This is a genomic window from Frateuria soli, assembly GCF_021117385.1.
Lineage (GTDB): Bacteria > Pseudomonadota > Gammaproteobacteria > Xanthomonadales > Rhodanobacteraceae > Frateuria_A > Frateuria_A soli.
This window is the reverse complement of the sequence record NZ_CP088252.1, coordinates 3,346,113-3,366,123: the sequence shown is the minus strand read 5'-3', so window position 1 is coordinate 3,366,123 and position 20,011 is coordinate 3,346,113. Positions and strand designations below refer to the sequence as shown.

At 70.2% G+C, this 20,011-nt stretch carries 16 protein-coding genes and 2 pseudogenes; 11 read left to right on the top strand and 7 right to left on the bottom strand.

Annotated elements, in window-relative coordinates; translation table 11 throughout:
- Positions 1–65: 65 nt before the first annotated feature.
- The 8 genes from LQ771_RS15385 (at position 66) to LQ771_RS15350 (ending at position 7,209) form a co-directional block, all read left to right on the top strand.
- Positions 66–2,009 (top strand): hybrid sensor histidine kinase/response regulator, encoded by a 1,944-nt coding sequence (locus tag LQ771_RS15385; RefSeq protein ID WP_231350253.1) that lies wholly within the window; start codon positions 66–68, stop codon positions 2,007–2,009.
- A 216-nt stretch (positions 2,010–2,225) separates the two neighbouring features.
- Complete coding sequence (locus tag LQ771_RS15380) at positions 2,226–2,498, top strand: hypothetical protein (protein WP_231350252.1); 273 nt, start codon at positions 2,226–2,228, stop codon at positions 2,496–2,498.
- A 63-nt stretch (positions 2,499–2,561) separates the two neighbouring features.
- Positions 2,562–3,650 carry a BON domain-containing protein gene (locus LQ771_RS15375; RefSeq protein ID WP_231350251.1) on the top strand — a complete coding sequence of 363 codons (1,089 nt, stop codon included), beginning with the start codon at positions 2,562–2,564 and terminating at the stop codon, positions 3,648–3,650.
- Positions 3,651–3,926: 276 nt separating this feature from the next.
- On the top strand, positions 3,927–5,267 hold the full coding sequence (locus LQ771_RS15370; RefSeq protein WP_231350250.1) for a sigma-54-dependent transcriptional regulator: 1,341 nt from the start codon (positions 3,927–3,929) through the stop codon (positions 5,265–5,267).
- A gap of 1 nt (position 5,268) precedes the next feature.
- Complete coding sequence (locus LQ771_RS15365) at positions 5,269–5,985, top strand: hypothetical protein (RefSeq protein ID WP_231350249.1); 717 nt, start codon at positions 5,269–5,271, stop codon at positions 5,983–5,985.
- A 350-nt stretch (positions 5,986–6,335) separates the two neighbouring features.
- Complete coding sequence (locus LQ771_RS15360) at positions 6,336–6,632, top strand: KGG domain-containing protein (RefSeq protein ID WP_231350248.1); 297 nt, start codon at positions 6,336–6,338, stop codon at positions 6,630–6,632.
- A gap of 51 nt (positions 6,633–6,683) precedes the next feature.
- Complete coding sequence (locus tag LQ771_RS15355; protein WP_231350247.1) at positions 6,684–7,019, top strand: DUF4142 domain-containing protein; 336 nt, start codon at positions 6,684–6,686, stop codon at positions 7,017–7,019.
- Positions 7,020–7,023: 4 nt separating this feature from the next.
- Entirely contained in the window at positions 7,024–7,209 is a 186-nt protein-coding gene (locus tag LQ771_RS15350; protein WP_231350246.1) for a hypothetical protein, read from the top strand.
- A gap of 17 nt (positions 7,210–7,226) precedes the next feature.
- On the opposite strand, the gene LQ771_RS15345 is transcribed toward LQ771_RS15350, so the two are convergent.
- Positions 7,227–8,075, bottom strand: a complete 849-nt coding sequence (locus LQ771_RS15345) for an alpha/beta hydrolase (RefSeq protein WP_231350245.1) — start codon at positions 8,073–8,075, stop codon at positions 7,227–7,229.
- Between the two features lie 119 nt (positions 8,076–8,194).
- On the opposite strand from LQ771_RS15345, the pseudogene LQ771_RS16095 reads away from it, so the two are divergent.
- Positions 8,195–8,851: pseudogene (locus tag LQ771_RS16095) on the top strand (DEAD/DEAH box helicase); the annotation flags it as partial.
- Positions 8,852–8,953: 102 nt separating this feature from the next.
- Positions 8,954–13,024, top strand: a pseudogene (locus LQ771_RS15340) (Lhr family helicase); the annotation flags it as partial.
- Between the two features lie 30 nt (positions 13,025–13,054).
- Here LQ771_RS15340 and LQ771_RS15335 read toward each other — a convergent pair.
- The 3 genes from LQ771_RS15335 to LQ771_RS15325 form a co-directional block, all read right to left on the bottom strand.
- Positions 13,055–13,426, bottom strand: a complete 372-nt coding sequence (locus LQ771_RS15335) for a nuclear transport factor 2 family protein (protein WP_231350243.1) — start codon at positions 13,424–13,426, stop codon at positions 13,055–13,057.
- A 148-nt stretch (positions 13,427–13,574) separates the two neighbouring features.
- Positions 13,575–15,170, bottom strand: a complete 1,596-nt coding sequence (locus LQ771_RS15330) for a S10 family peptidase (RefSeq protein ID WP_231350242.1) — start codon at positions 15,168–15,170, stop codon at positions 13,575–13,577.
- A gap of 76 nt (positions 15,171–15,246) precedes the next feature.
- Positions 15,247–16,107: an EamA/RhaT family transporter gene (locus LQ771_RS15325; protein ID WP_231350241.1), complete on the bottom strand. Its 861-nt coding sequence runs from the start codon at positions 16,105–16,107 to the stop codon at positions 15,247–15,249.
- Positions 16,108–16,252: 145 nt separating this feature from the next.
- Here LQ771_RS15325 and LQ771_RS15320 point away from each other — a divergent pair, with 145 nt between their 5' ends.
- Positions 16,253–16,561 carry a DUF1272 domain-containing protein gene (locus LQ771_RS15320; RefSeq protein WP_231350240.1) on the top strand — a complete coding sequence of 103 codons (309 nt, stop codon included), beginning with the start codon at positions 16,253–16,255 and terminating at the stop codon, positions 16,559–16,561.
- A gap of 135 nt (positions 16,562–16,696) precedes the next feature.
- On the opposite strand, the gene eda is transcribed toward LQ771_RS15320, so the two are convergent.
- From eda to pgl, 3 genes are read right to left on the bottom strand one after another with little or no spacing between them, the layout of a single operon-like run.
- Positions 16,697–17,338 (bottom strand): bifunctional 4-hydroxy-2-oxoglutarate aldolase/2-dehydro-3-deoxy-phosphogluconate aldolase, encoded by a 642-nt coding sequence (gene eda, locus LQ771_RS15315; RefSeq protein WP_231350239.1) that lies wholly within the window; start codon positions 17,336–17,338, stop codon positions 16,697–16,699.
- Between the two features lie 32 nt (positions 17,339–17,370).
- Positions 17,371–19,188 (bottom strand): phosphogluconate dehydratase, encoded by a 1,818-nt coding sequence (edd, locus tag LQ771_RS15310; protein WP_231350238.1) that lies wholly within the window; start codon positions 19,186–19,188, stop codon positions 17,371–17,373.
- A 43-nt stretch (positions 19,189–19,231) separates the two neighbouring features.
- A complete protein-coding gene (gene pgl / locus LQ771_RS15305; protein WP_231350237.1) occupies positions 19,232–19,945 on the bottom strand; it encodes a 6-phosphogluconolactonase in 714 nt (237 codons plus the stop codon).
- Positions 19,946–20,011: the final 66 nt, after the last annotated feature.

Here is a 20,011-nt window from a genome sequence, read left to right as displayed (position 1 = left end):
AACGAATACCGATGACACCGTCGTGGACGGCCGTGACGCGGTGCTTGCTGTGCAAGGACGGTGGGGTGGATACGAGCGGTCCCAATTCCTACCAGTTGCTGGTGCAGTCCATCCTGGACTACGCCATCTTCATGGTCGATCCACAGGGCCGCATACGCAGCTGGAACGCCGGTGCCGAACAGATCCACGGCCATCGCGCCGCCGACATCCTCGGCCGCGCCTTCGCATTGCTGCATACCGAGGAAGAACGCGCCGGCGGCAGGCCGGAGCTGATCCTGCACATGGCCGCGGCGCACGGCCGCTTCCAGGAGGAAGCCGAGCGGCTGCGCCGCGACGGCAGCCGCTTCTGGGCGCACATGGTCTGCGACGCGGTACGCGACGAGCAGGGCCACCTGCTCGGCTTCGCCATGGTCACCCGCGACATCACCGAGCGGCGCATGACCGAACAGCGGTTGCGCGAGGTGGAGCGGCGCTTCCGCCTGTTCGTCGACGGCGTGACCGACTACGCCATCTGCATGCTCGATCCCGACGGCCTGGTCACCGACTGGAACGCCGGCGCCGAACGCATCAAGGGCTACACCGCCGCGGAGATCATCGGCCATCCGCTGGCGCGGTTCTTCGTCAATCCGCTGGTGGCGCAGACGGCGATGACCGTCGCCAGCGAGAGTGGCCGCTACGACGTGGTGGACTGGCAGGTCCGCAAGGACGGCTCGCGCTTCATGGCCGAGATCGCGATCGACGCGATCCGCGACAGCGACGGCCAGCTGCTGGGCTTTGCCAAGATCACCCGCGACATCACCGCCCGCGTGGAGGCCGAACGGCGCCTGGAGGAAACCCGCGCGCAGCTGTTCCAGTCACAGAAGATCGAGGCGCTGGGCCAGCTCACCGGCGGCATGGCACACGACTTCAACAACCTGCTGCAGGGCATCATCGGCTCGCTGGAGGTGGTCGAAATGCGCCTGGCTGCAGGCCGCCAGGACGTGGACCGTTTCCTCGGCAACGCGCTGGACTCGGCCAAACGCGCCGCCACGCTGACCCACCGCCTGCTCGCCTTCGCGCGGCGCCAGCCGCTGGCACCCAAGAGCGTGAACCTCAACGACCTGGTCGCGCAGATCGCCGAACTGCTGCCGGCCACCCTCGGTGAGCGCATCGAACTGGAGCTCGAGCTGGCGCCGGCGCTGGTACCGGTGCTGTGCGATCCGAACCTGCTGGAGAGCGCGATCCTCAACCTCGCCATCAACGCACGCGACGCGATGCCCGCTGGCGGTCGGCTGACGATCCGCACCGGCTCGGTGCCGCCGGGCGAAGGACCGCTGCGCCGGCCGCACAGCCTGCGCGATGCGCCCACGTTGCTGTTGCAGGTGAGCGATACCGGCGTGGGCATGACCCCCGAAGTGCGTGCGCGCGCCTTCGATCCCTTCTTCACCACCAAGCCCAAGGGCCGCGGCACCGGGCTGGGGCTGTCGATGATCCACGGCTTCGTCAACCAGTCGCGCGGCGCCATCGAACTGGATAGCGAGCCCGGCCACGGCACCACCGTGTCGATCTACTTGCCCAGCGGCGAGCGCCGCAGCGTGCGCGCGCTGGACGGCCGGGCCGGCGGCACGCGCTGGGAGCCCGCCGCCGGCGAGACCATCCTGCTGGTGGAGGACGAGGATGTGGTGCGCGACCTCCTCGCCGGCAAGCTGCGCGAACTGCACTACCGGGTGCTGGAAGCGCGCGACGGCCATGCAGGCCTGGCCATCATCGACTCGGTCGAGCACATCGACCTGGTCGTCTCGGACATCGGCCTGCCCGGGTTGACCGGGTTGCAGATGGTCGAGGTCGGGCGGAACCACCGTCCCGACATGAAGGTGCTTTTCGTGACCGGCTACGCCGAAACGATGCCCGAGGACTGGACTCCCGACGCCAACACCGACCTGCTCACCAAGCCCTTCGAGTTCGATGCGCTGGTCCAGCGCATGCGCGCCCTGCTCCCCGGTCCGCTGAAGCAGGCAAGCTCCCCGTAGGGTGGGCTTCAGCCCACCGCCATCCGTCCGGACATCGGCGGTGGGCTGAAGCCCGCCTTGCGGCTGTCCAGGCAGGCAGGCGCCCGCCTGTAAAAACTGCCGGGGCCGGTAAAACCTGCCACGCCTGCGCGTAAGGCCGGGCTCGCCGGGGCCCGCGCGCGGGGATTGGCACATGGCTTGTATGGCAGGGGATGTTCCTCCCTCACGGGGTATCCCATGCACGTATTCCTGCCCTGCCCTCCGCTGGTCAATCCGATCCGCGTGCCGCGCATGCCGCCGTTCGGCGGCATGGTGCCGTCCAAGCCGGTCGGCGACCCCGCGTCGCTGCCGCCCGATCCCACCCCGCCCCAGCCCTACGACCCCGGCGACCCGGTGCGCGCGCCGCGGCCGCGCGATCCGGACATGCCAGCCATCGACCCGCACGAGCCGGGCATCCCGGTGCCACGCATCGGCGAGCCCGGCACACCGATGTGCCGCTGGCTGAACTGAAGCAAAAGTTGACACGGAGGCTGCAATTTTTTCGCGCCAAACCCATTCCGACAGGAGGCCCCCATGAGCCAAGACGACTATCGCTACGACGACGACGAAAGGTCACGCTTCCGCAGCCGCGACGAGCGTATCCGCGAACGCAACCTGCGTGACCCGTACGAGGCCGGCCGGCAGGTTCGCACCTACGGACCCGGCCAGTACGGGCCCGATCAGGAACACCCCTGGCAGGCCGCGCACCCACGCCGCGACCCCGAGCGCGGCCAGCGGCCCGACTGGAGCGAGCAGCCCGCGCGCTACGGCGGCGGCCACGACGACGACGAGCAGCTGTGGTCGCGCCCCCGCGGCGCGCGCGGCGATGCGCGGTACGGCCTGGATACCGAGGCCGAGCGCCACTTCGTGGAGGGCTACCAGAGCGAGGACGACCGCCATCGTGCGCACGGCTACGGCCGCTCCTACGACACCTGGCGCGGCGAACCGCGCCGGGGCCAGGGCGACAGCGGCTACGAGAGGGCGCGCACCTACGGCCAGGGCAACCGGCAGGACGACGCGCGCAGCGATCTCATGCACGCCAGCTGGACCCAGGAGCACGACTACGACGGCCCGCGCTACGGCAGCGGCGACCAGCGCGCCGCTCCCGGCCGCCGCGAGATCGGCAGCCAGTACGCCCATACGGATACCTACGGCGGCGCCGGCTTCCGCCAACAGGGCAAGCGCTACTGGTTCGACGACGGCGACCAGCGCAGCCAGTTCCGGGGTACCCGACCACGCGGCTACGAACGCAGCGACGAGCGCCTGCGCGAGCTCGCCTGCGAACGGCTGACCGAGGCCGACCTCGACGCCAGCGACATCGAGGTCAAGGTGGACAAGGGCACCGTCACGCTCGAAGGCAGCGTGAGCGCACGCTGGATGAAACATGCTGCCGAGGACATCGTCGATGACCTGGGCGGCGTGAAGGACGTCCAGAACCAGCTGCGCGTGCGCCGCCGCGAGGCTGGTAGCGACACGCAGGCGCCGCCGGCGACGAGCGCTTCACCCTCGCCGGGCAGCGGCGCCGGCAACACGCCGGGCCCCGCTGCGTCCAATGCCACCGGCTCCCCGGGCGGCCTCGTTGGCCAGGGCAAGGACGAGGCCGGCGGGCGCAGCCGGCATTGACCATGCCGGGCGCCTGCCTGCAAGGCACACGGGCAGGCGCAAGGCGACGGAGCGCCCACGCGTGCGGCATGCGTCACACGCGTGTGAGGCAACCCTTACAACTTGGAACATCTCTTCGACGCTACTTGCACTTCGCATGCGGCATCGTCGGTTTCGTCCACGCCGACCTGCCAAGCGCTGCACGGTTCTAGCTGCCGCCGTGGATACACGGGCGCACGGACGACCCGATTCCTCCACGAGACAGCCTGGGGTCGCTGACCCCTCCCCGGTGAAATTGTGCCGACGACTGCTTCCATCCTGCTCGTTGACGACGACCTCCAATTCCTAGACGTGGTAACCGCCTTTGCCGAACCGAAAGACTGCACCGTCACAGGCGCCGCGAGCCTCGCGCATGCGCTGAAGCTCACCGCTGAACAACGGTTCGACCTTTTGCTGCTCGACCTGTCCCTGCCCGACGGCAACGGACTGGAGCTGATCGGCCGCCTGGACCCGCAGCAGACTGGACAGGTGGTCGTGGTCACTGGACACCCTTCGGTGGAGACCGCCGTGCGTGCGCTGCAACTGCCCGTGCTGGATTACCTGATCAAGCCGATCGAGGGCGCGCAGCTCAATTGCCTGATCGACCAGGCAATCGCCGCGGCCAAGCTGCGCGTCGCCTCGCGCGAGGACAGCGAGCGCTGCGGCGAGCTGATCGGCGCCAGCGCGGTGATGCAGCGGCTTTTCGAGAAGATCCGCCGCGTCGCTCCGCTGGACGTGACGGTGCTGATCCACGGCGAAAGCGGCACCGGCAAGGAGCTGGCCGCGCGCGCGCTGCACCAGTACAGCGAACGCAGCGGCCGTTTCGTCGCGGTCAACTGCGGCGCGATCGCACCCGACCTGCTCACCAGCCAGCTGTTCGGCCACGAGCGCGGCAGCTTCACCGGCGCGGTCAAGGACCACGCCGGCTTCTTCGAACAGGCGCAGGGCGGCACGCTTTTCCTGGACGAATGCACGGAGATGCCGCTGCAACTGCAGACGCACCTGCTGCGGGTACTGGAGGAGCGCGACGTCACCCGCGTCGGCGCCAGCGCCAGCAAGCCGGTGGACGTGCGCGTGATCGCCGCGACCAATCGCGATCCGCTGCAGGCGGTACGCGACGGCGTGCTGCGCGCGGACCTGTACTACCGCCTGATGGATTTCCCGCTGGCGATGCCGCCGCTGCGCGAACATCCCAGCGATATCGCGTTGCTCGCCCAGCGCTTCCTCGACCGCCTCAACGAACGCTACGGCACGTCGCGCCGTTTCGGTCCCGATGCGCTGCGCCGCCTGCTCGACCACGACTGGCCGGGCAATGCGCGCGAGCTCAAGCACGCCGTGCAGCGGGCCTGGGTCATGTCCGGCGAGGAGCTGGATATGCGCATCGCCCAGCAGCCACAACACCCCCTGCACCAGGCGCATGACCACGGCAGCATGCCTTTTCGCATCGGCATGACCATCGAGGAGATGGAAAAGCAGATGCTTCTGCGCACGCTAGCGCATTTCGACAACGACAAGACGCGAACGGCCGAGGCGTTGGGGGTCAGCCTCAAGACGATCTACAACAAGCTGTCGCGCTACCAGCACGAAGACCGCGAATGAAATGAACGCACGACCGGCAAGCTCAGCCATCACCCCCATCCCCCTGCCGCTGCCGACCACATTGCAAGCGCTCGACGCCTCCTCCGCGGAGGAGGCGATCACCCGCCTGCTGCAGCACGTCAGCCTGCAATGGCACGCTGAGGTGTGCCTGCTGGTCGCGCCGCACCGTCCCAGTGGACAGGGCCGCTACTGCTGGACGCTGCCGCCGCCGCCGGTCTCGCGCCGCGATGCGCGCGCACTGGCCGGGCAGGTGGCGACGCAGTCGCTGCGCTCGGCGCTCACCGTCGAGCGCAGCGACGCGCGCGAACGCAGCGGCAATGCGCGGTTGCGCGCGATCGCCCTGCCGTGCCGCCGCGCGCGCCGACCCGCAGCGTCGTTGGGCCTTGCGCTGTATCGCCCGCGCATGCTCGATGCCGAGGAGCGCGCGGCGCTGGCGCACGTCGGCGCCTGGCTGGCAGTGCTGCTGCAGCGCGAACGTCGCGAGTCGATCGAACAGGAACAGAACGCCGACCCGGTACCGGTGGTCGATGCGATCAACAACGCGCTCAACGTCATCCTGATGCGCACCGACCTGGCCGCGCTGATGCTCGAGCGCAAGGAACACGCCAACGTGCTTGCCGTGCTCAACCAGATCGGCAGCGGCTGCCTGCGCTGCGCCGAACTCGCCCGCGGCCTGCTCGCCGACCCACGCCCGCTGCGCCGGTCCGACCTCAACTAGCCGCGCCGCCCGCGTCGAAAAGCCGCCCATGGGCGGCAGATGAATACGCCCGCGACACCCCTCTCGCATCGCCTCAACGTGGCGTCTATCCCCAATCCACGCCGCCATCACCGTGCGTAGCTGCCCTCCCCGGCAAGTTTTCCAAGCGGCTTTGTAGTTTTGCCGCGACCGCTTGCGAGCAGGCGCGACAGCACCCCGTCCGTCGACGACGTTGAACGCGAAACGGCGGCGTTCGGCGCAATTACAGACTGGCATGGATGTTGCCATTGCACGACAGCCGCCGCGCAACGCGGTGCGCCGTCGGGCCCCCACTGCTCGACGTCCCCCCGAATGCATGAGAGAGCACCCACATGTCCAGCAAGAACCCAGGCAGCGGCACCAGCAAGCGCGGCTTCGCCAGCATGGACGAGGAGCGCCAGCGCGAGATTGCCAGCGAAGGCGGCCGCGCGGCACACGCCAGCGGCCATGCCCATCAGTTCACGTCCGAGGAAGCGCGCCGCGCCGGCCAGAAAGGCGGCGAGGCGGTGAGTGCCAACCGCGAGCACATGGCGGCGATCGGCCGCAAGGGCGGCGAGGCCAGCCACGGCCGCCGCGGCGACACCAAGGCCACGCGATCCTCGCAGAAAAGCGAGGAGGAGGAGGATTGACCTCGCGACTGGCCGATCCAGGCGACGCACCCCATCCACGAGGAGAACCAGATGACCGTACGACGCATCAGCCTGGTGCTGGGCAGCGTGCTGCTCGCTGGCGTGTCCTGCGCCACGGTCGCACAGAACGCCGCGCCCCCGGACGCCAGCGACCGCACCGCGCGGCGCATGCAGAGCGACGGCAGCCAGGACGCGATGTTCATGCGCAAGGCGGCCGCTGCCAACATGGCCGAGATCCAGGCTGGGCGGATCGCGCTGGACAGGTCCACCAATGCGCAGGTCAAGCAACTGGCGCAGCGCATCGTCGATGACCACACCAAGGCCGGCGACCAGCTGACAAGCATCGCCCAGCGCAAGCAGCCCGCCACGGGCGGCAGCACGCGTTGACGCCATGAACGCCACCGCCCACCAGCCCTGCGCCCACCCGGCCTGCCGCTGCAGTGTGCCGGCCGGCGACACCTACTGCTCCGAACACTGCCGCCAGGTGGTCGACGAGCCGGCCGACGGCCCCTGCGGTTGCGGCCATGCGCCTTGCGAGTCTGGCAACGCGCCCAGGCAAGGAACGGCCGAGCCGTAGGGTGGGCGCGAGCCTGCCTACGGGATCCGTTGCAACCAGGCGTCCAGCTGCGCGAGCACCTGGCTGCGGCCGGGCTCGGCTTCGTTGAACAGCTCGTGGAAGAGCTCCTCGAACACGTACGTGGTGAGGTGGCCGCTGGCCTTGGCCGCTTCGGCGAACGCACGGCTCCCGCGCGCATCCACCAGCCGGTCGGCGCCGGCCACCAGCAACAGCGTCGGCACCCGCAGCGTTGGCGCCATGGCGATGCAGTGCCGGCCGCTCTCGAAGATGAAGCGCGCCAGCCGCGGCGTGATCCAGCCCGAGCGCAACGGGTCGCGCCGGTAGGCGTCGACCACGGCCGCCTCGTGCGACAGCGCTTCGAACGGCAGGCCACTGCGCAGGGGCAGGTTTGGCAGCACGCGCGCAAGCCGCATGGCCAGCGCCTGCTCCCACCGCGGTGTCCAGGCCCGCAGCGCCGGCGAGGAAAGCACCAGCGCCGGCGGCGTCACGCGCCTGTCGAGTACCGCGCGCAATGCGACCAGCCCGCCCATGCTGTGGCCCAGCAGCACGGGCGGCGCCGGCCGGGTGGCGGCGAAGTCCTCGTACACTTCGGCCAGGTCATCGATCAGCTCCAGCGGTCTCGACAGTGCGCCGCGCTGTCCGGGCGTGCGCCCGTGTCCACGCTGGTCGTAGGTGCGCACCGCATAGCCGCGTGCGTTGGACCAGGCGGCCAGCGCAGCGTAGCGGCCGGCATGCTCGCCCAGGCCGTGCACGATCAGCACGCCGGCATCGGCACCGGCCCTTGGCCAGTCATGCACGCACAGCCGCCTTTCATCGGCCAGCGTCAGCCAGTCGAGCGTTCCCCTGTCTGCCTGCCGTACACCCACGCGCCTGCCTCGCCTCCGCCGGTTGCTTAAGCTAGCCCGACGGCCGCATCCTGAACAGGCTCGAAGTATGAGACCGGCGCCCCATATCATCGGGACACGCCACACCCGCCCTGGCCGCCATGCCGCTCGAACACTTCCATCCCGCCGTCGCGCGCTGGTTCCAGCGCAGCTTCCCGGCGCCCACCGCGGCGCAGGCGGGCGCATGGCCGAACATCCACGCTGGCCGCCACACGCTGGTGGCCGCACCGACCGGCTCGGGCAAGACGTTGACCGCGTTCCTCGCCGCCATCGACGCGCTGGTGCGCGAGGGCGTGGCGAACGGCGGCGCCTTGCCGGATGAGACGCGGGTGGTCTACGTGTCGCCGCTGAAGGCGCTGTCCAACGACATCCACATCAATCTGGAGGCGCCGCTGGAAGGGATCCGCGCCGAGCTCGAGGTCGCGGGCCTGCCGGACGTGGCGATCCGCACCGCCGTGCGCACCGGCGACACCCCGCAGGCCGAGCGCGCGCTGATGCGCAAGGTGAGCCCACACATCCTGGTCACCACACCCGAGTCGCTTTACGTGCTGCTGGGCTCGGCTTCCGGGCGTGAGATGCTCAACGGCACGCGCACGGTGATCGTGGACGAGATCCACGCGCTGGCCAATTCCAAGCGCGGCACCCACCTGGCGCTGTCGCTGGAGCGGCTGGAGTCGCTGTGCCAGCGACCGTTGCAGCGGATCGGGCTGTCGGCGACGCAGAAGCCGATCGAGGAGGTGGCGCGGTTCCTGGTCGGAAGCCGGGACCAGGCTCCCTCTCTCCCGGCTCTGATTCAAAATGGGGGAGAGGGTCGGGGTGAGGGGCGGCTCTTGCCCGACACTTCCCAAGAGCAAACTGCAAGCGACTCTCCCGCGAGCCCCGCCCCCTCATCCGGCCCTTCGGGCCACCTTCTCTCCCTGCTCTCATCAAGTCCGGGGGAGAAGGATTCATCGCGCTGCGCGATCGTCGACGTGGGCCACACCCGCCCCCGCGACCTGGCCATCGAAGTGCCGCCCGTTCCGCTCGAAGCGGTGATGTCCAACGACAGCTGGGAAACGGTCTACGACCGCCTCGCCCAGCTCGCTCGCGAACACCGCACCACGCTGGTCTTCGTCAACACCCGCCGCATGGCCGAGCGTGCCGCGCGCCACCTGGCCGAGCGGCTGGGCAAGGAGGCGGTCGCCGCGCACCATGGCAGCCTGGCCAAGGAGCTCCGGCTCGATGCCGAACAACGCCTCAAGCGCGGCGAACTGAAGCTGCTGGTCGCCACCGCGTCGCTGGAACTGGGCATCGACATCGGCGACGTCGACCTGGTCTGCCAGCTCGCCTCGCCGCGGTCGATCGCCGCCTTCCTGCAACGCGCCGGCCGCTCCGGCCACGCGGTCAACGGCACGCCCAAGGCACGCCTGTTCCCGACCAGTCGCGACGACCTGCTCGAATGCGCCGCACTGCTCGACTGCGTGCGCCGCGGCGAGCTCGACGCACTGGTGCAGCCGGTGCAGCCGCTGGACGTGCTCGCGCAACAGATCGTCGCCGAGGTCGCGGCCCAGGAGTGGGACGAGGATGCGCTGTATGCGCTGGTGCGCGGCGCGCATCCCTACCGCGAACTGCCGCGCGAGCAGTTCGATGCGATCGTGCGCATGCTTGCCGAGGGCTTCAGTACCCGGCGCGGGGCGCGCGCGGCGTACATCCATCGCGATGCGGTCCACCGCCAGCTGCGCGCGCGCCGCAATGCGCGGCTGACCGCGGTGACCTCCGGCGGCACGATCCCCGACACCGCCGATTACCTAGTGGTGCTGGAACCGCAGAACACCATCATCGGCTCGGTCAACGAGGATTTCGCGGTCGAGAGCCTGGCCGGCGACGTGTTCCAGCTCGGCAACACCAGCTACCGCATCCTGCGCGTGGAGCGCGATCGCCTGCGCGTGGAAGACGCGCACGGCGCGCCGCCGAGCATTCCGTTCTGGCTGGGCGAGGCACCCGGGCGCAGCGACGAGTTGTCCATCGGCGTGGCGCGCCTGCGCGAGGACGTCGGGGCGCTGCTCGATGCCGGCGGCGTCGCCGCGGCGCTGGCGTGGCTGCGTTCAACGCTCGGCATGGGTGAGGCCGCCGCGCAGCAGCTGGCCGACTACCTGCATCGCGCCAAGGTCGCGCTCGGCGTGCTGCCGACCCAGCACACGATCGTGTTCGAGCGCTTCTTTGACGAATCGGGCGGCACCCAGCTGGTGATCCACACGCCCTTCGGCAGCCGCATCAACCGCGCCTGGGGCCTGGCCCTGCGCAAGCGCTTCTGCCGCCAGTTCAACTTCGAGCTGCAGGCGGCGGCGACCGAGGACGCGATCGTACTGTCGCTCTCGACCAGCCACAGCTTCCCGCTGGAGGAAGTCGCGCGCTACCTGCACTCGAACTCGGCCGAGCACGTGCTGGTGCAGGCGCTGCTGGACGCACCGCTGTTCCCCGCCCGCTGGCGCTGGAACGCGGTCACCGCGCTCGCGTTGCCGCGCTACACCGGGGGCAAGAAGACGCCGCCGCAGATCCAGCGCATGAAGAGCGAGGACCTGCTCGCCACGGTCTTCCCCGATCAGGTCGCCTGCCTGGAGAACATCGTCGGCGAGCGGCAGATTCCCGACCACCCGCTGGTCAACCAGACCCTGCACGACTGCCTGCGCGAGGCAATGGACGTCGATGGCCTGCTGCGCATCCTGCGCGGCTTCGAGACCGGCGCGATCACGGTGGTCGCACGCGACCTCACCGGCCCCAGCCCGCTCGCCTCGGAGGTGCTCACCGCCGCGCCGTACGCCTACCTCGACGACGCGCCACTGGAGGAGCGCCGCACGCAGGCGGTGCAGAACCGCCGCTGGAACGCCGAGGACGCGGACGACCTGGGCCGGCTCGACCCGGAAGCGATCGCCGCCGTGCGCGAAGAAGCCTGGCCGCAGGTGCGCAGCGGCGACGAGATGCACGAGGCGCTGACCTTGCTTGGGTTCGCGACGGATGGCGAAGTGGTGGCCAACGCGGGCTGGCAGGAGCGCCTCGATGCGCTCGCCCGACACCACCGCGCGACGCGTCTTACGCTCGCGGCGGACCAAGCTCCCTCTCCCCTCCAGGGAGAGGGCTGGGGTGAGGGCGCTTCAATCGAGTTTCAGCGGCGCGAAGCGCCACCTTCGCTTCCTTTCCCCTCCGGGGAGAGGATTGAGGTGAGGGGCCTGTCTTGCGTTGAACTCACTCCAGGCCCTCCCGCGAGCCCCGGCCCCTCATCCGACCCCTTCGGGGCCACCTTCTCCCCGGAGGGGAGAAGGAACGGGAGCGTGTGGGTCGCAGCGGAGGTGTTGCCGCTATGGCAGGTCATTCACGCAGATGCCCCGCGGCACCCACCCATCAGCGCACCACCCGATTACGCCGCCCAGGCGTGGACCCGCGAGGACGCCCTTGTCGAACTCGTCCGCCGCCGCCTCGGCGGCCTTGGCCCGACCACGCCCGCCGTACTGGCCGCCTCGCTCGCGGTCGATGCGGCCGACATCGAGCCCGCCCTGCTGCGCCTGCAGTCCGAGGGCTACGTCATGCAGGGCCGCTTCACCCCCGACGCGGCTGGCATCGAATGGTGCGAGCGCCACCTGCTTGCGCGTATCCATCGCTACACCATCGGCCGCCTGCGCCGCGAGATCGAACCGGTCAGCCGTCGCGACCTGATGCGTTTTCTCGCCGACTGGCAACACCTGACGCCCGACACGCGGCTGGAAGGCCCCGATGGCCTGATCGCCACGCTGCACCAGCTCGAGGGCTACGAAGCTGCCGCCGGCGCCTGGGAAACGGAGCTGCTGCCCTCACGCGTGGGCGACTACGCCAGCCGCTGGCTGGACGAGTTGTGCCGCGCCGGCCGCTTCGGCTGGAATCGCCTGCGGGCTGGCGGCGGCAGCACCGGCCCTGTGCGCGCCACGCCGATCGTGCTGCTGCCGCGCCGGCAGATGGCCATCTGGACGGCCATGGCAACGGGCGATCAGTTGCAGGAGTCGTTGCTCTCCTCGCGTGCGCAGGCGGTGGCCGATGCGCTGGCCAGCCAGGGCGCGCTGTTCTTCGACGAGTTGCTCGATGCCACGCACCTGCTGCGTACCGAGCTCGAGAATGCGCTGGGCGAACTGGTTGCCGCCGGCCGCGTCACCGCCGACAGCTTCGCCGGCCTGCGCGCACTGCTGCTGCCCGCCGCCAAGCGTGACTCGCGCCCGCACCGACGCGCGCGGCGGCACGCGTTGAGCGAGATCGAGGATGCCGGACGCTGGTCGCTGGTGCGCACGGTCCTTCCCCCCGCCGGGGAGAAGGTGGCCCGGAAGGGGTCGGATGGGGGGTCGGGGCTCGCCGGGGACCCGGTCGGGGCGGCTCCAGGCAAGAGCGTCTCCTCGCTCCAGCCCTCTTCCCCCTCATCGAAGAGATCAGGGGGAGAGCGCGCAGACGAGGTGGAGCACGTGGCCAGGGTCCTGCTTCGCCGCTACGGCGTGGTCTTCTGGAAATTGCTCGAGCGCGAAGCTCCGTGGCTGCCCTCCTGGCGCGAACTCCTGCGCGTCTACCACCGGCTGGAAGCGCGCGGCGAGATCCGCGGCGGGCGCTTCGTCGAGGGCCTGGTCGGCGAGCAGTTCGCGTTGCCCGAGGCGATCGGCGCCCTGCGCGGGATACGCCAGCGGGAGCCCACGCAGCAACTGGTCTGCATCAGCGGCAGCGACCCGCTCAACCTGGTCGGCACCGTGCTGGCCGGTGACAGGCTGCCCGCGCTGGCCGGCACCCGCGTGCTGTACGAAGACGGCGTGCCGGTGGCCGCGCTGGTGGCGAACAAGCCGCAGTTCCTGCAGGAGGCCGACGGTGCCACCCAGCAACGCTGGCGGAACGCGCTGCTGCGCCGTCCCGGTAGCGAAGCACGCGGGATTGGCCTGGCGGTGTGAGGGGGCGGCGGGCCTCGGCCCACCACCGCCTCAGTCGCTGATGTCGGCGATGTGGATCAGCAGGCCGTCGTGCGCGCGGAACTCGCTGCGCCCGTTGAGGGCGATCGCCTGCCCGGCGCGCGTGCCGTTGGGCAGGTCCAGCGCGAACACGCCCTCGAAGGCGATGCCCGCCTGCGCCACGCCGTTGCTCTCGGCGTAGCTGGTCACCGTCTGGCGGCGCCGCGCGAACAGCGGCAACGTGCTCTGCGCCAGCCGGCGGAACTCCTCGATACCCTGCGTGCGGACCGTGGTGACGCCCGCCGTGATGTTCTCGAACGTCACCTGCGGGTGCAGCGTGGCCAGCATGCCGTCCACGTCCAGTCGGTTGTAGGCGTCGATGTAACGGTCGATCAGGGCGCGCATGTGAGCTTCGTCGGCGTGGATGGGCCGAGCATAGCGCGACCTGCGGGCGTCCTTGCAGGTGCCCTCTCGCGGGCGATGCGATTCACCGCAGGGGCGCGAAAAGGGAATCGCCCACAAGTGGGCTCCTACAAAAGATGCGGACGTCCGCTTACTTCACGTTGTCGGTCTGCTCGATGAACTTCGCCACGTTGTCATGCAGTGCCTTCAACGAGTCCTCGTGCGCATAGACCATGTGCCCGGACGGGTACCAGGCGTAGGAGATGTTCTTCTGCAGCGTGGCCGGGATCGGCAGGTGGCTCATCTCGTACTCGGCCGCGAAATAGGGCGTGGCAAGGTCGTAGTAGCCGCCGTTGAGGAACACCTTCAGGTCCGGATTGGTCTTCATCGCGACCGCCAGGTCCGGCATCACGTTGGTCGATTGCTGCAGCGCCTCGCCACGCACGCCGGGCGCCTTGTGCGCGAAGTCCCAGTGGTCGATGTCGGCGAACAGCCGGTACTGCAGACCGTCGCCGAACTTCAGTTGCCGGCGCACGTAGTCGTTGAACGCCGACACGTAGGCCGAGCTGATCGCCGAGGACTGCGGATCGTATTCCGAGTCCTTCGCCAGCGGATCGAGCGCCGGGCCGGCGAAGCGACTGTCCAGGCGGCCGGTGACCAGCCCGCCGTCGAACTGCAGCTCGTGCTCGAACATGCCGCCGGTGACGCGCAGGTCGGCCTTGACCAGGTAGTCGACCGGCAGGCCGGTGTACTGGTGCAGCTTCTCGGCCACGGCACGCTTGCGCGCCGGGTCCAGGTGCGCGCCCTGCATCAGCGCGCTGGCGTAGTCGCCCAGCGCGTATTGCTCGACCTCGCGCAGGAACGGTTCCAGCTGCGCCGGCGGCTGCGGCAGCTTGTGGTGGTAGTACGCAGTGGCGGCGAAGGTCGGCAGCGCCAGCGCGTAGGGCAGGTCGACGCCCGGGTTGAATTCGGGGCCGTCGATGCTGGTATCGAAGGAGAGGATCTGCGAGAGGAGGATGACGCCGTTGAGATCGACGCTGTCCTCGTTCTCCAGGATGTTCGCCAGCACCGCCGAGCGGGTGGTGCCGTAGCTCTCGCCGAACAGGTACTTGGGCGAGTTCCAGCGGCCGTACTTCGAAAGGAACTGGGTGATGAACTGGGCGAAGGCCTTGCCATCGCCGTCGACGCCGTAGATGGCCTTCTTGCGCTTGTCCATCTGTTCGCCGCGCTTGGACTTGTCCTTCTCGTCGGCGATCAGGCGCGAGAAGCCGGCGCCGGGCGCGTCGATGAACACCAGGTCGGAGGCATCCAGCAGGCTGTAGTCGTTGTTGACCAGGCCGTAGGGCGCGGCAGGCGTGTGGCTGTCGTCGCTGGTGACCACGCGCTTCGGGCCGAACGCGCCCATGTGCAGCCAGACCGTGGCCGAACCGGGGCCGCCGTTGTAGATGAAGGTGATCGGTCGCCGCGCCGGGTCCACGCCCTGCTTGAAGTAGGCGGCGTAGAACATGCTGACCGTCGGGTCGTCGCTCTGGTCGCCGTGCTCGTGCAGCACCAGCGTGCCGGCGACTGCCTTGTAGTCGATGCGCTTGCCCTCGACCGTCACCGATCCGGTGGTCTCGGCGCTGTGCGGCTTGGCCAGCGCCGCGTCGGGTGTGGCGTCGTCGGCGGCCTTTTCCTTGTCGGCGGCGAAGGCAGCGGGAGCGGTCAGCAGCGCGGTGAGCGCCAGGACGAGGGGAAGCTTGCGCATGGAACGACCTCACGAGCACACGGAAGCGACCAGCATAGGCGCGCCCGGCAGCTCCTTCATACCCCAGAAGTCACCCTCAGCCCCGGGCCAGCAGGGCAATCGCCAGCACGGCCAGGCCCAGGCCCGCTAGGTTGACGCGGGAAAGCCGCTCGCGAAAAACCACCATGCCCGCCAGCGATCCGAGCGCCACCACGCCCAGATTCATGCCCGCGAACACCAGCGCCGGCCGTCCCGGCAAGGTCTGGTGCGCGCGCAGGTAAAGCAGGATGTTGCCGAAGTTGAGCAGGCCAAGCTGCAGCCCCGCGGCGAGGCTGCGGACGCCCGGACTCACCGTCCCGCGCGCCAGGCGCCAGCCCTGCAGCACGAGCGAAACCAGCAGGGCGAGCATGAACATGACCAGCAGCGCCGCGCCCAGCGGCACGCCGGCTGCGGCCACGCGCTTGAACAGCACGTCGATCACGCCGAAGCCCGTGAACACCAGCAACGGATAGACCCACCGGCCGGTGCCGCCGGACGCCCCGCCGCCGCTGGCCGGTCGCCACACGAGGCCCGTCAGCGCCGCCAGTCCAGCCGCCATGCCCCAGCCCTTGGCGGCGCTCAGCGGCTCACCGAACAGGAAGAACGCCGCCAGCAGGGAGATCAGCAGCGACAGCCGCTGCGCCACTTCCGAGCGGACGATGCCGGCGTGGCGCACCGACCCGGCCAGGGCCAGGAAGATGGTCGGCAGCAACAGGCCCAGGCCCAGCAGTGCCGGCCATGCGGTGGAGGCCGCATGCAACGCCGATGGCGGCGGTGCGAACACTACCGCGCTCGCCGCGGCGGCGACCACGTAGTTCCACGCGATCGCCTGGCCCACGTCCACATCCAGCCGCCGGGCGAGCTTGAGCAACACCGAAACCAGCACGCTGCACAGCGCGGCGGCCAGGAGGAAGGGCATGGCGGAGCATCCGGAGGCAAAGCGGAAAGGATAGCCGGTCGCGCCCTGAGGCTTGCCTCGGGATGGAGCAGCCGCTTGCCGGCGGCGCCGGGCACCGCGGGAACCCGCTTCGTCGCATGATGTGCGCTCTCCACGGGGAGCTCCCATGCTCGAACTGCGCCCCACCTGCGAACACTGCAACAAGCCGCTGCCGCCCGCGTCGACCGAGGCACGCATCTGCTCGTTCGAATGCACCTTCTGCCGCGACTGCGTCGAGGGCGCGCTGCAGGGCGTGTGCCCCAATTGCGGCGGCGGCTTCGTGCCGCGGCCGGTGCGGCCGGTGCATGACTGGAAGAACGGCAACTTCCTAGGTCGTCATCCGGCCACGGCCAGGATCACGCACAAGCCGGTGGACGCGGTGGCGCACCGTGAACTGGTCGGCCGCGTGGGAGCCATTGCGCCGCACGCGCGCTGAGCCGAAGGCGCGACGTCGCACGAACGACCTCGGGCAAGGGGGACTCCGGCCCGCCGTACTCCCACCGGGCCGAGCGGCGGTGGGCTGAAGCCCACCCTGCGTAGCGGTCGCGGGCCTTCCCACCAGGCGATCGCCTCAGGTCCCGAGACGTGCCGCGGCGCGCGCCAGCGCTTCGATGCCGGCCCAGTCGCCAGTGGCGAGCTTGTCCGCCGGGGTAAGCCAGGAGCCGCCCACGCAGAGCACGTTGGGCAGCGCCAGGAATTCGCCGGCGCTGGCGGCGCTGATGCCGCCGGTAGGGCAGAAGCGCAGCTGCGGCAGCGGACCGGCCCACGCGGCCAGCAACCTGGCCCCACCCGCCGGCACGGCGGGAAAGAACTTCAGATGGCGGTAGCCGCGTTCCAGCAGCGCCATCGCCTCGCTGGCGGTGGCGGCGCCGGGAAGCAGGGGCAGCGGAACGTCTTCGGCAGCGTCGAGCAAACGCGGCGTCGCGCCGGGCGACACGGCGAAGCGTGCACCGGCCCGGTGCGCCGCGCGCAGATCGGCCTCGCCCAGCACCGTGCCCACGCCGACCACCGCGCCCTCGACCTCGGCGGCGATCGCCCGCACGGCGTCGAGCGCAGCGGCGGTGCGCAGGGTCACCTCGATCGCGGGCACGCCGCCGGCGACCAGCGCCCGCGCCATCGGCACGGCGGCGCGAGCGTCCTCTATCACCACCACCGGGATCACCGGTGCCAGGCGCATCGTGCTGGCGATGTCATTCTGTCGGGCGTCCAACATGGAATCTCCGTGGGCTCTCTACTGGGGGCCGGTTACAGCACGCCGGCACCCAGGTCGGCGTTCATGGCGTTGTTGCGGAACAGCGCGAACAGTTCGCGACCGGTGCCGGCCTGGTGAGTCGCCTGGCTCCCGGTGGCCGGCGCGCGCGCGGCAAGCACGGCGGGATCCACCAGGACATCCAGACGGCCATTTGCGCAGTCCAGGCGGATCATGTCCCCCTCGCGCACGCGTGCCAGTGGCCCTCCCGCAGCGGCTTCGGGCGTGACGTGGATCGCCGCCGGCACGCGACCGGACGCCCCGGACATGCGTCCGTCGGTGACCAGCGCGATGCGATGGCCACGGTCCTGCAACACCGCCAGCGTCGGCGTGAGCTTGTGCAGCTCCGGCATGCCGATCGCTTGCGGGCCCTGGAAGCGCACCACCGCGACGAAGTCGCGGTTGAGTTCGCCGCGCTCGAAGGCGGCGCGCACCGCGTCCTGGTCGTCGAACACCACGGCCGGCGCCTCGATCAGCAGGCGGTCCTCGGGCACCGCCGATACCTTGATCACCGCACGCCCCAGGTTGCCGCTGAGCAGGCGCAGGCCACCGTCGGGGCGGAACGGCTCGTCCGCGCCGCGCAGCACGCCGCGGTTGCCGCTCTGCTTGCCGACCGGCCGCCAGGCGAGCTGGCCGGCCCCGTCGAGCTCCGGCACGCAGGTGTAGGCGCCCAGGCCCTTGCCGGCCAGCGTCTGCACGTCGGCGTTGAGCAGCCCGGCAGCGAGCAGCTGGTCGATCAGGAACGCCATGCCGCCGGCCTCGTGGAACTGGTTCACGTCGGCATACCCGTTGGGGTACACGCGCGCCAGCAGCGGCACCACCTTCGAGAGCGCATCGAAGTCGTCCCAGCTCAGCATGACGCCGGCCGCGCGCGCCATCGCCACCAGGTGCATCAGGTGGTTGGTGGAGCCGCCGGTGGCGTGCAGGCCGACCACGCCGTTGACTATGGCGCGCTCGTCGACGATGTGCCCAAGCGGCAGGCGCGTGGCGGGCGCCGCGTGTACCGCGACCGCCTGCACGGCAGCACGGGTGAGCGCGTCGCGCAGCGGCGTGTCCGGCGTGACGAAGCTCGCGCCCGGCAACTGCAGACCCATGATCTCCATCAGCATCTGGTTGGAGTTGGCGGTGCCGTAGAAGGTGCAGGTACCGGGGCTGTGGTAGGAGGCCGCCTCGGCCTCCAGCAGCTCCTCGCGGGTGGCCTTGCCCTCGGCGAAGGCCTGGCGCACCTTCGATTTCTGCTCGTTGGGAATGCCGCTTGGCATCGGCCCGGACGGCACGAAGGCGCCGGGCAGGTGGCCGAAGCTGAGCGCGCCGATCAGCAGGCCCGGCACGATCTTGTCGCAGATGCCCAGGTACAGCGCACCGTCGAACATGTCGTGCGAGAGCGCCACCGCGGTGGCCATCGCGATCACGTCGCGCGAGAACAGCGACAGCTCCATGCCGGCGCGGCCCTGGGTGATGCCGTCGCACATCGCCGGCACGCCACCGGCGACCTGCGCGGTGGCGCCGACCTCCCGGGCCAGCTCGCGGATCAGCGCAGGGTAGCGCTCGTACGGCCGGTGCGCCGAGAGCATGTCGTTGTAGGCGGTGACGATGCCCAGGTTCGGGCCCCGCCCTTCGCGCAAGGCCGCCTTGTCGGTACCGTTGCAGCCGGCGAAGCCGTGCGCGAGGTTGCCGCAAGACAGCTGCGCGCGGTGCGGGCCATCGCCGCCCGCGGCGGCATCGATGCGCGCGAGATAGGCCCTGCGGCTCTCGCGGCTGCGCTCGATGAGGCGCTCGGTGACTTCGGCGACGACGGGATGCAGCGAACTCATTGCAGATACTCCATGCCGGTCCATGCGGTCCGGCAGTCGATAGTCAGGGACACCAGTACACGTCGGCCGGCACCGGCGAGCGCGCCAGCACGGCGCGGATCGGGTAGTTCGCGGCCTCGCCCAGGCCCAGCCGCGCCTGCGCCAGCACTTCGCGCTTGTTCTCGCCTTCGATGTGCAGGAACAGGTGGCGGGTGTCGAGCAGGGTCGGCAGAGTCAGGGTGATGCGCGGCTCGCCGGCGCCGGGCGCACGCATCGGCAATACGCCGCCGGGCTCGTCCGGGTCGAGCGCGGCGGCGAGTCGATCGCCTCCAGGAAAAAACGATGCGGTATGGCCGTCCTGGCCCATGCCCAGCACCACCGCGTCGAAGGGCAACGGCAGCGCACGGATGCGGCGGCCGGCTTCGGCCTGGCCCTGTTCGGGCGTGGCGGCACCGGTGTAGAGCGGCACGAAACGGGCGGCGGCTGCGCCATGCCGGAGCAGGTGCTCGCGCACCAGGCGCGCGTTGGAACGCGGATCCCTTTCATCCACCCAGCGCTCGTCGACCAGGGTGACGTGCACCCTGGACCAGTCCAGCGGCGCCTGCGACAGCAGGTCGAAGAAGTGCAGCGGCGTGCGCCCGCCGGACACCGCCAGCAAGGCGAAATCCCGCTCGAGCAGGCCCGCGCGCAAGCGGTCGGCGACGCGCTCGGCCAGGGCAACGGCGAGTGCGTGACCGTCGGTGAAGGTGTGGGTGGTGACGTTGATCGAGGTCGTCATGGTCGCACTGGCGTGGGCGGGATGCGGCGGTATCGGCAGGCGGCTGCGGACATCCGGCAAGGAACC